Source organism: Chloroflexota bacterium, assembly GCA_038040195.1.
In the GTDB taxonomy this organism is placed as follows: Bacteria; Chloroflexota; Limnocylindria; order QHBO01; family QHBO01; genus DASTEQ01.
In genome coordinates, this window is record JBBPIR010000007.1 from 24,170 (window position 1) to 36,998 (window position 12,829).

12 protein-coding genes, 1 tRNA gene and 1 pseudogene are annotated in these 12,829 nt (G+C 70.0%); 3 read left to right on the plus strand and 11 right to left on the minus strand.

Annotation, left to right across the window (positions count from 1 at the left end; translation table 11 throughout):
- Positions 1-7: 7 nt before the first annotated feature.
- The 3 genes from AABM41_08305 to AABM41_08315 are packed head-to-tail and all read right to left on the minus strand — an operon-like array spanning position 8 to position 4,508.
- The gene (locus AABM41_08305) at positions 8-274 is read right to left on the minus strand and encodes a translation elongation factor-like protein (GenBank protein MEK6192311.1); all 267 of its coding nucleotides are present in this window, start codon (positions 272-274) and stop codon (positions 8-10) included.
- Positions 275-325: 51 nt separating this feature from the next.
- The gene (locus AABM41_08310) at positions 326-685 is read right to left on the minus strand and encodes an MmcQ/YjbR family DNA-binding protein (GenBank protein MEK6192312.1); all 360 of its coding nucleotides are present in this window, start codon (positions 683-685) and stop codon (positions 326-328) included.
- Between the two features lie 10 nt (positions 686-695).
- Positions 696-4,508, minus strand: coding sequence for a PHP domain-containing protein (locus tag AABM41_08315; protein ID MEK6192313.1), 3,813 nt, complete (start codon positions 4,506-4,508; stop codon positions 696-698).
- A gap of 96 nt (positions 4,509-4,604) precedes the next feature.
- Here AABM41_08315 and AABM41_08320 point away from each other — a divergent pair, with 96 nt between their 5' ends.
- Complete coding sequence (locus tag AABM41_08320) at positions 4,605-5,648, plus strand: hypothetical protein (GenBank protein MEK6192314.1); 1,044 nt, start codon at positions 4,605-4,607, stop codon at positions 5,646-5,648.
- A 69-nt stretch (positions 5,649-5,717) separates the two neighbouring features.
- A complete protein-coding gene (locus tag AABM41_08325; GenBank protein ID MEK6192315.1) occupies positions 5,718-6,623 on the plus strand; it encodes a DUF4349 domain-containing protein in 906 nt (301 codons plus the stop codon).
- A 24-nt stretch (positions 6,624-6,647) separates the two neighbouring features.
- Here the strand turns inward: AABM41_08325 and AABM41_08330 are convergent, their stop codons facing one another.
- The 5 genes from AABM41_08330 to AABM41_08350 form a co-directional block, all read right to left on the minus strand.
- Positions 6,648-7,550: a TIGR03620 family F420-dependent LLM class oxidoreductase gene (locus AABM41_08330; GenBank protein ID MEK6192316.1), complete on the minus strand. Its 903-nt coding sequence runs from the start codon at positions 7,548-7,550 to the stop codon at positions 6,648-6,650.
- Between the two features lie 9 nt (positions 7,551-7,559).
- The gene (locus tag AABM41_08335) at positions 7,560-8,324 is read right to left on the minus strand and encodes a dihydrofolate reductase family protein (GenBank protein MEK6192317.1); all 765 of its coding nucleotides are present in this window, start codon (positions 8,322-8,324) and stop codon (positions 7,560-7,562) included.
- Positions 8,325-8,516: 192 nt separating this feature from the next.
- Complete coding sequence (locus AABM41_08340; protein ID MEK6192318.1) at positions 8,517-8,771, minus strand: hypothetical protein; 255 nt, start codon at positions 8,769-8,771, stop codon at positions 8,517-8,519.
- On the minus strand, positions 8,768-9,856 hold the full coding sequence (locus tag AABM41_08345) for a hypothetical protein (protein ID MEK6192319.1): 1,089 nt from the start codon (positions 9,854-9,856) through the stop codon (positions 8,768-8,770). The genes AABM41_08340 and AABM41_08345 overlap by 4 nt, the downstream gene beginning before the upstream one ends.
- Positions 9,857-9,883: 27 nt before the next feature.
- The gene (locus tag AABM41_08350) at positions 9,884-10,678 is read right to left on the minus strand and encodes a hypothetical protein (GenBank protein MEK6192320.1); all 795 of its coding nucleotides are present in this window, start codon (positions 10,676-10,678) and stop codon (positions 9,884-9,886) included.
- A 102-nt stretch (positions 10,679-10,780) separates the two neighbouring features.
- Between AABM41_08350 and AABM41_08355 the strand changes: the two genes are divergently transcribed.
- Positions 10,781-10,856 (plus strand) — tRNA-Ala (locus AABM41_08355).
- A 37-nt stretch (positions 10,857-10,893) separates the two neighbouring features.
- Here AABM41_08355 and AABM41_08360 read toward each other — a convergent pair.
- From AABM41_08360 to AABM41_08370, 3 genes and pseudogenes are all read right to left on the minus strand, one after another.
- Complete coding sequence (locus AABM41_08360) at positions 10,894-11,277, minus strand: nuclear transport factor 2 family protein (protein MEK6192321.1); 384 nt, start codon at positions 11,275-11,277, stop codon at positions 10,894-10,896.
- A 212-nt stretch (positions 11,278-11,489) separates the two neighbouring features.
- Positions 11,490-12,272 carry a hypothetical protein gene (locus AABM41_08365; protein MEK6192322.1) on the minus strand — a complete coding sequence of 261 codons (783 nt, stop codon included), beginning with the start codon at positions 12,270-12,272 and terminating at the stop codon, positions 11,490-11,492.
- 69 nt (positions 12,273-12,341) lie between these two features.
- Positions 12,342-12,797, minus strand: a pseudogene (locus AABM41_08370) (amino acid ABC transporter ATP-binding protein).
- Between the last annotated feature and the right edge of the window lie 32 nt (positions 12,798-12,829).

Consider the following 12,829-nt stretch of genomic DNA (forward strand, 5'->3'; position numbering starts at 1 on the left):
CAGCGAGCTAGCCCTCCCGGAAGATCTTGTCGTGCTCGCGGACGTGGTCGGTGACCTGGAGCGCCACGTCGTCGCCAGGTCCCGCGGATTCGACCTTGGCGTGCTCGACCTCCATGGAGTCCACGGTCTGCTCGACGTTTGTGGTGTGGCCGCGGATGTGGATCCGGTCGCCGACGCTGAGCTTATCGGTCAGGGTGACGGCCGCCACCGAGAGGTGGCCGAAGTAATGGGTGACCGACCCGATCGATTGCCCGGGATCGTGCTCTTCAGACATGCGACTCCCTCCGTGCGCTGGAAGGCACTTTCGGTCCCCCGCCGCTCATCGTCAAGGGTCAGGTTGACGTTCCAGCGCCTGGACCAGACGTTTGGGTGCGACCGCACGATAGCTCTCGGCGATCCAGTCCATCAGCATGTCGAGCGGCGCATCCTCTGGCGGGGTGAGCCAGACCCAGTGCCCCCGGTCGAGGCCATAGCCCGGGGAGGTGCCCCACGGCAGTGAGAGCGCCGCGTCGCTCGATTCGGGCAGCTTCACGGTGAGCCCGAAGGGTCGCTCGGCGTCGGGCTGGCCGAAGAACGCGAAGACCTTCTTGCCGACCTTGGCCACGTTCTCGCCCCACGGGTGATCCTCGTAGGCCTCGGGCAGACCCAAGGCGTAGGCGCGCAGCGGCTCTGCGAGTGGATGCACACACAAGAGCCTAGCGGAACATGCGCCGCTGCTTGGTAAGGTCAAACCGGGCCTGGCGGGCGGGGTCGGCGGGCTCGGCGATGACCGCCTCCACCGGCTCCAGGTGACGGGCGACCACGTTCAGCACCGCGCCCTCCACCTGGAGCCGCCCGTCGATGACGAGCAGCGGGTGACGGTGGAGCACGGCCCGATATCTGCGGTACACGTCGGGGCGCAGGGTGATGTTCATCATCCCTGTCTCGTCCTCCAGGGCCAGGAACACGAAGCCCTTGGCGGTCATGGGGTGCTGGATCGAGGTCGCGACCCCACCCATGCGGACGGTGGCGCCGTTCCGCTGCTCCCCGGCGCCGCGGACCGTCAGCACGCCACGCTCGGTCAATCGCTGGCGGAACAGCTCGACGGCGTGGGTCGTGGGCGACAGGCCCAGCTCCCGGTAGTCGGCGGCCACGCGTTCGGCACGACTCATGGGCGGCAGCGTCGCCCCCACCTCGCCCGCGGCGGCATCGGTCAGGCCCAGCGGTGGACGCTGGGGATCGGCATCGGGCAGGGTGGCCCGCAGCTGCCAGAGCAGCTCGCGGCGGGGTATATCGGTCCAGTCGAAGGCGCCGATCGCGATCAGGCGCTCGACCACCGGCTCCGCCAGGCCAGTGCGGGCCACGAAGTCGCGCACGCTCCGGTAGGGACCGATGGCGCGCTCGCGCTCGAGCGCCACGCGCGCGGCCTCGTCGATGCCCTTCACCTGGCGCAGGCCCAGGCGGACGGCGAAGTCGCGGGTCGGGTCGCCGTCGGAACCCGCGTCGGCGGAGTCGCCGATGCGCTCTGTCTCGTGCTCCCAGGCCGAGCGGTTGACATCCACCGGCAGCACGGTCAGGCCGTGCCGGCGCGCGTCGTTGACCAGGGTGGCGGGCGAGTAGAAGCCCAGCGGCTGGTTGTTCAGCAGCCCGGCCAGGTAGTGGGCCGGGTAGCGAAGCCGGAGCCAGGCGGTGTCGTAGGTGATCTTGGCGAAGGCCGCGGCGTGGGCCCGTGCGAAGCCGAACTCGGCGAAGGCGCTGCAGCGGCGAAAGAGATCCTCGGCATCGGGCTCGGTCAAACCGGTTCGTAAGGCGCCGGTAATGAACCGATCCCGCTCCCGCTGCATGGCCTGGTGGGAGCGGTGGGAGCCCATCGCCTTGCGGAAGATGTCGGCCTCGGTGGCGCTATAGCCGCACACCGTGATGGCGATCTGCATGACCTGTTCCTGGTACAGGATCACGCCCAGGGTGTCCTCCAGGATGGGCTGCAGGCTGGGGTGGGCGTAGATCACCTCCTCGGTGCCGGCACGGCGCCGCAGGTACGGATGGACCGCGTTGCCCTGGACCGGGCCGGGGCGAATGATGGCCACCTGGACCACGAGGTCCTCGAATCGCTCGGGATGGGCCTTGGGCAGGGCCTGCATCTGGGCCCGGGACTCGACCTGGAACACGCCCACCGTGTCGGCGGCGCGGATGGAACGGAACACGTCCGGATCGTCATGGGCCAGGGCATCCAGGTCGGGGCGCTGGCCGGTGTCGCGCTCGATGCGGTCCACGGCGTCCGACACCGCGCCCAGGGTCCGCAGGGAGAGCAGGTCGATCTTCACCAGGCCCAGGGCCTCGACGTCCTCCTTGTCGTACTCGGTGACGACCCGACCCGGCATGGTGGCCCGCTCGATGGGGACCAGCTCGGTGATCGGGGTCCGGGTGACGACCATCCCGCCGACGTGGATCCCCAGGTGGCGCGGGAATCCGTCGATCTCGGCGCACAGGGCCAGCAGCCACTGCCATCGGTTGCGCGGCTGGATGACGGCTTCGCCGGGTGGCGCTTCGGCAAGGACCGATGGGCGGGGGCGGCGGTCCACCTGCATGCCGCTCTCCGGATCGACCGGCACGTGCCCATCGTGGCCACTCGGATCGCCGGCCGCCGGAGCACCGGCCGCGTATCGTTGCCGCTCCCAGCCCTCGTGGCGGACCTGGACCGATGATTGGTCCAGGGCCTTCGGCCGGCGGGGTGGGTACCAGCCGCTTTCGCTGTACGGACGCCCGTCGTGATCTCCGGCCGCCTCGCGGGCCCGGGCCTCGGCGGCGGCCAGGTCGGGGCGCAGGGTCGGCCGGCTGCGGAAATGCCACGGGTTGTCGTTGCTGCGGACGACCAGCGGGGCGGCATCGCCGGTATCGGTCCCGACATCGGCTTCCGCATCGGTCTGGCCCAGCTCCTCGAACAGCCAGCCGAACTCGCCGTCCAGCGCCAGGTCGGCCGCCACCTCGGATGCGTCGCGGGTGTCGAGCGCCTTGGCCACCCGGTCCACCACCTCGGCCGGGAAGGCGAGCGCCTTGGCCACCTCACGGACCGCGGATCGGGCGCGGTAGGTAATGACGTTGCAGACCATGGCCGCGTGGTCGGTGCCGTAGCGGCGGTACAGGTACTGGATGATCTCCTCGCGACGGTTGACGTCGAAGTCGATGTCGATGTCGGGCAGCGCGCGGGCCTCATTGATGAAGCGCTCGAACAGGAGCTTGTGCTCGATGGGATCGACCTTGGTGATGCCCAGGCAATAGGCCACGATCGAGTCGCCGGCACTCCCCCTTCCCTGGCCGATGATCCCGTTCCGGCGCGCGAACTCCATCAGGTCCCACACGATCAGGAAGAACTCGGACAGGTTGGTGCGGTCGATGACGCTCAATTCGTGCGTCAGCTGCTCTAGAGCGCGCTTGGTAATGGGCCGATAACGACGCCGTAAGCCGTCCTGGGCAAGCTGGTACAGGTACGAGAACGGCGTCTCCCCGTCGGGAACGGTGAAGCCCGGGAACCGATAGCGCTCGAAGCCCAGGTCCAGCCGGCAGGCCTGGCCGATGGCTGCCGCCCGCGCCATCCCGTCGTGCCAGGCACGCCGGGCGCGAGGGTCGGGCAGGCCGGCGCCGATGGCCGCAATCTGGGGGCCGGTCTTGAGGTCGTACTCGGCGTTCGGCAGGCGCAGCTCGCGCGTGTCGTCCAGCGAGGCGCCGTGGCGGATGGCGACCAGCACGTCCTGGAGCCGATGGTTGGCCGGCTCCGCGTAGTGGACCTCGTTGGTGACGACCGTGGGCAGGCCCGTTTCGTCGGCCAGGGATGCCAGCTCGGAGACCAGCCAGTCGTCGTCGGGAAGCAAGTGATGGGACAGCTCCACGCAAAAGTCCCCATCGGAGAAGCAGCGGGCCCAGCGTTCTGCCGCGGCCCGCGCGGCGGCCCGCTCCCCGGCCAGCAGGCGGCGCGGGACCTCTCCGTTTCGGCAGCCGCTGAGCCCGATCAGGTGGCCGCGCGCTTCGACCAGCGCGGCCGCGACCTGCGCCGCCTCGAACACGGGGAACGCCTTTTCGCCTGCCAGGTGGCCGGCGGACACGAGCCGCGACAGGGCGGCATACCCATCCGGGTCGCGGGCCAGCAGGACCAGGTGGTCGCCGGGGGACGGGCCGGCGTGATGCTCCCCCGGCCAGCCACGGCTGGCCTTCGGCCCGCGGAGTGGCAGCGCCATACGTCGGCCGCGCCGCGCCGCGCGGAGCTCGCGCTCATCGCGGGGAATGGCCAGCTCCACGCCCAGGATCGGCTGCACCGGGGACAAGCCTGCGGCGCGGCCCTCATCGGTCCGGGTCTGCTCGGCCGCCTTCCACAGGCGCACGGCGCCGTACAGGCCCGCGTGGTCGGTGAGGGCGAGTGCCGGCATCCCGATCGTCGCGGCCCGGGCCACCAGGTCCTCGGGATGACTCGCTCCGTCGAGGAACGAGAAGTTGCTGTGAACGTGGAGCTCGCAGTAGGCGTCCGGTGCGACCATCGGACGGTCCAGTATAGAACGCGTGTTCTATTTGTCCAGACCCGACTTCGCCGGCGGCCTTGACGCCTAGAACCCGGTCGCTCAGCATCGTGGAGGGTGGAACACAAGCGTCGGACCGGCCCGATTGTCGCCGTCGTCATCATCATCGCCATCGCCATCGGCCTTGCGGCGGCCGCTCTTGCCGGACTGACCGGAGGTCAGCCATCGCTCACGGCCGGACCGAGCGCGCTCGCGAGCGCGGAGCCATCACTAACGCCAGAACCCACACCGCTGATTGGATGTGAGTCGGCCCACGAATCGGGGACCTTGAGGCTCCGGATCGAGGCAATCGGAGAGACTGGCCGGACCTGGGTCATCAGCATCTATGACGATGGCCGGGTTCTGACACCCGGGATCACGCCCAACGTGTACAGCGACGAGGCGTGGATGATCGTCCGCTTCCTCACCGATGCGGGGGTCGAGCGACTGGTGGGCGAGGTCCTCGACACGGGCCTGTTCGAGGCGAGCGCGCAGTACCCGCCAGTCCCGCTCCCGGGCGTCGAACCCCCCGGCCGAGGCGCATCGGGTTACAGCATCACCGTCGCTCGGGGTTCCGAGCAGGCCGTGGTCGGATGGACCTCCGTCTACGCCGACGATGCAACCTTCTATGAGCCCTCCTCGGAGCGTGAGGCGCTCGATGCTCTGGCAACCCGCCTGGTCGACTTCACAACGTGGCTGCCTGCCGAAGAGTGGGCGTCAACTGAGCAGTGCGACTATCAGGCTCAGCGCTTCCTGGTCTTCGTCGAGGCTCAAGCCTGGGGCGGCAGTCTCGATGAGCTGCCGGTTGACATCGCGGACATCGATTGGCCGCTGGGTGGCGAGATACTCGATTGGGGCGAGGAAATCGACGTGTCCGCGGCCGACCCCGCCTATCTGCTCCGCTGCGGGGAGGTGAGTCGCGACGAGGCCGTCACGCTTGCGGATGGGCTCCGAGCGCCTGGAGCCGAGCCGTATCTGGATGAGGGATTGGGTACCGCCGCATATGTCGAGCTGCGACTTGGGGATCGGGCGGAGACGCGAGTCGTGTCGGTCTACATCGAGCCACTCATGCCTGACGAATCAGGTTGCACCGACCAGCCGCCAAACCCTTTCGGCATCTAGAGGACGGAACCGCGCGGGATACTGTGGCGTCTGGCGGGTGACAACCATCCATACCCGGAGACCACGTCCGTGAAGACCCCGCGAACCATCTTCATCATCGCGATAGCCCTGGTGGCGTTGGTTCTATCCGCCTGCCAAGGGGCAGGATTCACCAACGTCGGGCAGAACCTTAATGGGGGCCAGCCTGGCGACGCGACCGGACGCGACGTCGTACCCGGCGCGGCTGCGCCTGACGAGGCTGGAGGGGTTACCGGCGAAGGCGCTGACCAGGGCCAAGCCGACCGGTCGATCATCAAGACCGGGGAGATCACGGTCGAGGTCGACAACGTGGCCGAAACCACCGGCGCCGTCCGCGCCCTGGCCCTCGAGCTCGACGGCTACATCAGCAGCTCGTTCCAGGGCGAGTTCGAGGAGTCGGCCACCCTCACAATGCGCATCCCCGCCGACCGATTCGACGACGCCATCGCCGGCATCCACGACTTGGGCGGCGACGTCAAGTCCGAGGCCACGCGCGAGGAGGACGTCACCGCGGCCGTCGTCGACATCGAAGCCCGGCTGACGAATCTGCGGGCCGCGGAGGTCGAATACCGCGAGCTCATGGAACGCGCCGAGCGGATCGAGGACATCCTGGCCATCCAGAACCAGCTGTTCCAGGTCCGTGGCGAGATCGAGGCCATGCAGGCCCAGCTGGAGTACTACAACGACCAGGCCGACATGGCGACTCTGACCGTGTCCGTGATCCCAGGTGCGGTCGAGCAGGCCACCACGGACTTCGACCCCGGCGCCATCGTCCAGGAAGCAGTCGCCCAGCTGGTCGGCTTCGGCCAGTGGCTGGTCGGCGCAGCGATCTGGTTCGTGATCGTGGGCCTGCCGGCCCTGGTCGTGCTCGGGATCGCGCTCTTCATCGGATTCCGAGTCCTGCGGCGCATTTCGCCCAATCAGGCGAAGGCCAAGGAACAAGGCCCCAGCGACTGAAGCCCGGGTAGCCGGCGGCCTCGCCTAAGAGGCGAGGGCCTCGAGAACTGCGACCTCGACGGTGTCGCCGGATGCGGTCACCGGAATGATGGCCACGTGGTCGGCGCCGGCCGCGAGGACCTCCCCCAGCCGGGCACGAAGGGCATCCGCGTCGCCCCAGGCGACCATGGCGTCTACCAGGCGGTCACTTCCCGGCCGCTCCCAGTCGGCCGCCTCGAACCCCTGCTCGGCCCACGCCGCCTGATAGTTCGGGGTTCGCAGATAGGGCAGCAGGTAGTGGCGAGCCGCTGATCGGGCGGCCACCGGATCCGTCTCCAGCACGCACGGCAGGCTCGCCGCCACGATGGGTCGCATGGCGGCGTCGGCGGCGTCCAGCACGCCGCGCATCCAGGCCAGGCGCTCGAGGGTGACTAGGTACGGAAAGGCGCCGTCGGATTCGGTCGCGGCCAGGGTCAGCATCCGCTCGCGCAGGGCGGCCACCAGGACCAGCGGCTCAGGCATTCCGGCAGGCATTGGTCCCTTGTAGATGGCGGATCGATACGCGGCCAGGTACTCCCGCATCCGGGTCAGCGGCCGCTCATAAGTATGGCCGCGCAGCTTCTGCGCCAGGTGGAGGTGGGACACGCCCAGGCCCAGCGTGAAGCGCCCGCTGGAGGCCTCCTGAAGGGTGAGCGTCGCCATCCGGGTGGCCTGGGCATCGCGGCCCCAGATCGAGACGATGGACGTCCCCAGGCCGATGGACGAGGTCGCGCCCGCCAGCAACCCGAGCAGGGTGAACGGCTCGCGACCCACGACGTCGGGCACCCACAGCGTCCCGAAGCCGAGGGACTCGACCCGCGCGGCGTAGATCAGGGCTTCCTCGATGGGCAGGGTGTCGAAGTCGCTCCACACGCCGATCCGGCCCAGTCCCCGGTCGCCGTTCGCCATGGACCGATGCTACCCGGTCGACTCCGGCGCCAGCCGGTAGCGGAGGAACAGCTCCTCCCCGTCGCGGTGGACGCTCACCAGGCGTGCCGGTCGCGGGGTCTCGGACGAGGGTTCCGGGGCGAGCATGGGCAGCCCGTCCCCGCCGAGCAGCCACGGCCCCACCGTCCAGAACAGCTCGTCGATGAGGCCCGCGGCGTGGAATTGGGCGTTCACGGTGGGGCCGCCCTCGAGCAGGACGGAGCCGATCCCCCGCTCGCCCAACGCCCGCAACAGCCATCCCGGCTCGGGGCGCTCGGAAGGAGCGACCAGCACCTCGGAACCGGGAACCTGGCGCGGGCCGTCCGCGCCGACCACCACCAGTCTTGGCTGGTCGGTGCCGAACCAGCGCCGATCGGTCGGGATCGGTCTGTTCCCGGCAACCAGCACCGCGAGCGGCTGCGGTGGCTTGCCGGCGGCGACGCGGATCCCGGCCAAGTCGGCCGGGACATCGGTCCAGCCGTCCACCGCTCGCAGGGTGCCCGCCCCGAAGGCCACCGCGTCGAACGCCACGCGCAGTAAGCGCATCAGGCGCCGGTCGGCGCGGGTGCCGAGTCCCTCGGCGGTATCGCCCCGCTGAGCTCGCCCGTCCAGGCTGGTAACCATGTTCAGGCCAACATAGGGACGGTCCGCAGGGGCGTCTGGCAGGCCCAGGTCCGCGAAGGCGGCATCCAGGTCGAGGCCGGTGGCGGGATCGGGCCACAGGCGTTCGACCGTGAAGCGCGGCGGGGACGTCATCGGGCCCATGCTAGTCGGGCTGCCTCGTAGCATGCGGGCGTGACCCCGGCCTGAGGAGCATCGGCTGCCGGTCGGCCGGCGGGTCGGCCGCGGTATCACACCCGTTCGTGGTATCGCGGTAACGTGCTACGCGATAGCACGAGGGCCTGTGAGGCGCGCAGTGACCTGCCGGATGGGCGGCATCGGTATCGGTCAGTCGAAGATGCGCTCCAGGTGCCAGGTGCCGCGGTTCTCGTCCAGGAAGATGGTGCACAGCAGCCCGTCGCGGGTGACGAGCTTGAAGTAGGCGCGGGCCACCGGGTCGCGCCACCAGTCGTCGGCCACCCGCCAGCGGTTGCAGATGCCCACCTCGGCGTGGGTGGTGCCGTCCAGGCGAAGGCGGATCGGGGTGCCGGCCGCGTCGGTCTCGACCTGGACCAGGGGGTGGGTGGCATGGAGGCGGGTCATCGGTCCGCACCACCAGCGTTTTCGATACCGATCTCGACCAGCCGCGACTGCCGCTCGGGGAGCATGGCGGTCGGCCGGTCGGCCACCGCCCGCCACAGGCGGCCGGACCCGAACCGCGCGCTCACCCGCTCCAGCGACCAGCGCAGCTCCTCCCAGCGTCCTGCCTGGGGCTCGAAGGCGGGGAGCTGGCGGGCGGCGGGGTTGGTGAGGCGGTCCAGGGCGAGGGCTATGGCCGTGATCCGTGGCTCGTCGTCCGCGGCCACCGCCGTGCGGGACCGGACCTCGGCCTCCAGGCGGGCCAGCAGCAGGCGTGCGATCCAGTCCGGCTCGGTGGTCGGCTCGGGGAGGGCCAGGGTCACGGTGAGCGGTGTGGCCGCTTCCCGGTGAAGCGTCAGCGTGGCGCGGCCCGGAGCGAGGTGACGGCCGCGGAGCGGGTTGGTCAGGCTGGTGGCCGCGCGGCGCAGGGCGAGGGTGATCTCCGTCGTCCCCTCCGCCGGCGGCTCGAACCGGACGGTGGAGGCCAGCCGCTCCGGCCGGCGGCGCGGGACCAGCGGCCGCGAGTCCTCCCCCCGAGCCAGGGCCTGGAGCCGCTCCCCCGCTGCCCCGAACTGGGCGGCCACGGCCGACCGCGGCAGTCCCGCCAGCTGCCCCATGCTGGTCAGCCCGAACAGGCTGAACCGATCTCGCACGGCCTGATCCGCCGGCAGCAGGCCGATGGGCAGCTCCGCCAGCGCGGTGCGCCCCTCGCCGGGCGGGAGAATCAGGCAGGCGGCCCGGGCGGTGGCGTCGCCGGTCCGGGCTCGGGCCAGGCGGGCGGCCAGGGCCGCCAGCCAGCGGTTGTCGCCGATCCCCGCTTGCACCGTGTACACGTCGGCCAGGACCACCGCCCGGGCCGCGACCCGGCGCTCCGACCCGTGCATCGGCTCCAGGCCCGTCACATCGACCAGCGCCACGCCCACCTCCAGCGCTTCGATCCGCGGGGAGAGGTCATCCAGCCGGTCGAGCATGGCCTCCCAGCGGGCCGTGACCTCCAGTCCGCCCCCGTCGGCTCGGAGAGTCGGCCACACCAGCATCAGCACCCGCATCCACGGTCCTCCGACGACCCGCTGGGGTCAGGCGCTGAGGACGGCCAGCGCGGGGAGTGACTCGGCGGATTCGACCGTGGCGGACTCCGCAGCTGGCTGGGGGACGGCGAGGGCGGGCAGCAGGGGGTCGATGCGGCGACCCTCCCCGAACCACAGGTCGATCTCCGAGTGGCCGCCGGCCAGGGCCCAGCGATGGCGCGTCACGCTGGCCGCCACCCGCAGCCCGACCAGGTCCCGACCCACTGCCAGCCAGGCCTGACGCTCGAGGCGGACCCGGACCCCGGCCACCCGGCCGGCGGCCTCGCGCAGCGCGGTAGGAGCGAGGAGCAGGGCAGTGGCATCGGATCGGGACAGGAGCGTGACCAGCCGGTCAAACCGGGAGGGCGCGGGCCCGTCGAGATCCATCACCAGCAGGTCGATGAGGCGGGAACGGGCCAGCCAGGCGGCCAGCTCCAGGGCTTCAGCACCGTCGGCCGGACGGACCACGAGCAGCCACTCCAGGCGAACCCCGCGACGGGCGGCGAGGGCCGGATCGAAGGTGCCGGCCAGGTCGACCCAGGCCACTAGGCCCCCGGCCGCCTGGCTGGCGGCCACCGAGTCGAGGGCCAGCGAGGTGGCGCCGTGGCCGGGAGCGGCATCCAGAACGGCCAGTGCGCCCCGGGGCCAGCCGCCCGTGGCCAGCGCAGTGTCCAGCGCGGCGTGACCGGTGGGGACGGCGGGGATCGACGGCTCCCCGGGGAGCGGCGCCACGCCCCGTCGCAGGCCGCGCTCGCGGAGCGCAACGAGCACCTCGGGGAGCGGACGGGCAGCCGGTAGGGTCACATCGGTCAGTCTAATAGAACAGATGTTCTATTACAATCCCCCGCGTGGGGGTGTGCGGAAGGGGCCGTGCTATCCTGCCGGCGCCCCGTGGGGGCGCCCCGTGGGGATGTAGCTCAGCTGGGAGAGCACCGCGTTCGCATCGCGGGGGTCAGGGGTTCGAGTCCCCTCATCTCCACCATTCCATGGCGGATGCGGTATCGCGAACCGCCCTTGGGCTACTCACTCGCGGGCTCTCGGTCCTCGTAGAGAACGTTGACGATCGACCATCGGCCGTCGAGCTTGGCCAGGTGGAGATAATCGATGAAGGGCTCGGAGACGACCTTCGCGCTGGCGATGCTATCGGCTATGTCGAGCACCGTGATCTCGCACGTACGTGCGAACTGTGGACGAGGACCTTTCGCCGCGCTTCGCTCCATGTACTCAGCAGTTAGGTGATGCACGCCGGACGGCCTTCGGTCGGCGGTGTAGTCCAGTCCGCGCTTCGCGAGGTCCGGATGGAGCGCGCCACGCATCCGTTCGCCATCTCCCTCCAGCCACGACTCTAGATAGGCCCTCGCGACGCTTCGGATGGACTCCTCGTCGGTCTCTCGTGGCTGCATGGCTGCATTATCCCCCGTCGTCCAGCACCCTTCACCTCGCCGGTGTGGGTCACGGCTGCCCTACGACCGCTAACAGAGTCTCAGTTGATGGGGGCTTCGGCAGGCGATTGGGGCGGCTCAAGCATCCAAGGGACTCGTACGACGGATCGAGCCCGCCGGTTGGTTCGCATACTGTGAGGTACGCACCACCATCGCTCGCGCCACTGAACCGGCTAGGGCGGGCCGAGCTCCTCGACCAGGATCGCGGTCTCCACGCAGTTCGTTCCGAGCGCCTCGGACACCCGCCCGCGGATCCGGAGGGGATCATCCACCCGGGCGATCACGTGTCCGCGTCCATCCTCCAGCCTGAGGGGTGAGTCGCCGCGGACTTCCCACCCCTCGCCTCCAATCAGCTCGTACCGCTGGCCGTTCGATTCGATCCACGCACAACCCGTCTGGAATAGCGGGTCCACGTTGCCCCCGAAGGTCCCGTCGAGCTCGATCGCCGGGGCGAGCGACTCCTCGAGGACCCACGCCGATCCTCCGAAGCCGCCGGTCACGTTGGCGACCCGCAGCACCGGGCGCTCGACCTCGCCAGACTGGTCAAAGCCAATCCGAAGGGTCATCGTCCCACGGCCGAGAGAATCGGCGGGGATGTCGGGATTGAAGGGGACGTCGGCCCAGCGGCCGACGATCGTGAAGTCGCTCTGGAGGATCCCGGAAAACACGGTCGTCCAGGAGCTTCCCGGCTCCTCACCGGAGTACTGACTCATCCCCAGCCAATACAGGCAGGACCCTGTCTGGTGGAGGTCGTAGACGCCGAAGTCGTTGGACCGCCACACGCCGGTCAGCACAACGCCGGTGCCCGATGGGCCCAGGATATCGATCGGCCGGCATTCGGGGTCTTCCGCTTGGACCGATTCGCCCGGGGCCAGCGAAGGTGTTGGGTCCGCCAGGCCGCAGGCGGCGGCGAAGAAGGCCAGGATCCCGATGACAGCCAGCCGCCGATCACTCATCGGCGCATCTTACGGCTGGCCTCACGAATAACCCCCAACGTCCCTATCGCGCCCACCGATGGCCCCGCGTCAGTGCAGGATCTGGGATAGGAACTGCCGAGTCCTCTCGTGCGCCGGCTCGTCGAAGATCTGACGGGGCGGGCCCTCCTCCACGATCTTGCCCTCGTCGAAGAAGACCATCCTATTCGCGACCGCCCGCGCGAAGCCCATCTCGTGGGTGATGCAGAGCATCGTCATCCCGGACTCCGCGAGCTCCCGCATGGCGTCGAGCACCTCGCTGATCATCTCGGGGTCGAGCGCCGAGGTCGGCTCGTCGAAAAGCATGATCTTGGGCTGCATCGCCAGCGCCCGGGCGATCGCGACCCGCTGCTGCTGGCCGCCGGACAGCTGCGCCGGGAACTTATGCGCCTGCTCCGGGATGCCGACCCGGTTGAGGAGGTCCATTGCCGCTTGCTCGGCCCGCTCGCGAGTCCACTTACGCACCCGCATCGGCGCCAGGGTGATGTTCTGGAGTGCGGTCAGGTGCCATGGGCGACACGGCATTCAAATCGCGTCGA

Excerpts from the sequence above, each read along its gene's own strand:
- AABM41_08305 (MEK6192311.1), bottom strand. The coding sequence starts at position 274 with ATGTCTGAAGAGCACGATCCCGGGCAATCGATCGGGTCGGTCACCCAT.
- AABM41_08315 (MEK6192313.1), bottom strand. The coding sequence starts at position 4,508 with ATGGTCGCACCGGACGCCTACTGCGAGCTCCACGTTCACAGCAACTTC.
- AABM41_08330 (MEK6192316.1), bottom strand. The coding sequence starts at position 7,550 with ATGGCGAACGGCGACCGGGGACTGGGCCGGATCGGCGTGTGGAGCGAC.
- AABM41_08335 (MEK6192317.1), bottom strand. The coding sequence starts at position 8,324 with ATGACGTCCCCGCCGCGCTTCACGGTCGAACGCCTGTGGCCCGATCCC.
- AABM41_08340 (MEK6192318.1), bottom strand. The coding sequence starts at position 8,771 with ATGACCCGCCTCCATGCCACCCACCCCCTGGTCCAGGTCGAGACCGAC.
- AABM41_08345 (MEK6192319.1), bottom strand. The coding sequence starts at position 9,856 with ATGCGGGTGCTGATGCTGGTGTGGCCGACTCTCCGAGCCGACGGGGGC.
- AABM41_08360 (MEK6192321.1), bottom strand. The coding sequence starts at position 11,277 with ATGCAGCCACGAGAGACCGACGAGGAGTCCATCCGAAGCGTCGCGAGG.
- AABM41_08365 (MEK6192322.1), bottom strand. The coding sequence starts at position 12,272 with ATGAGTGATCGGCGGCTGGCTGTCATCGGGATCCTGGCCTTCTTCGCC.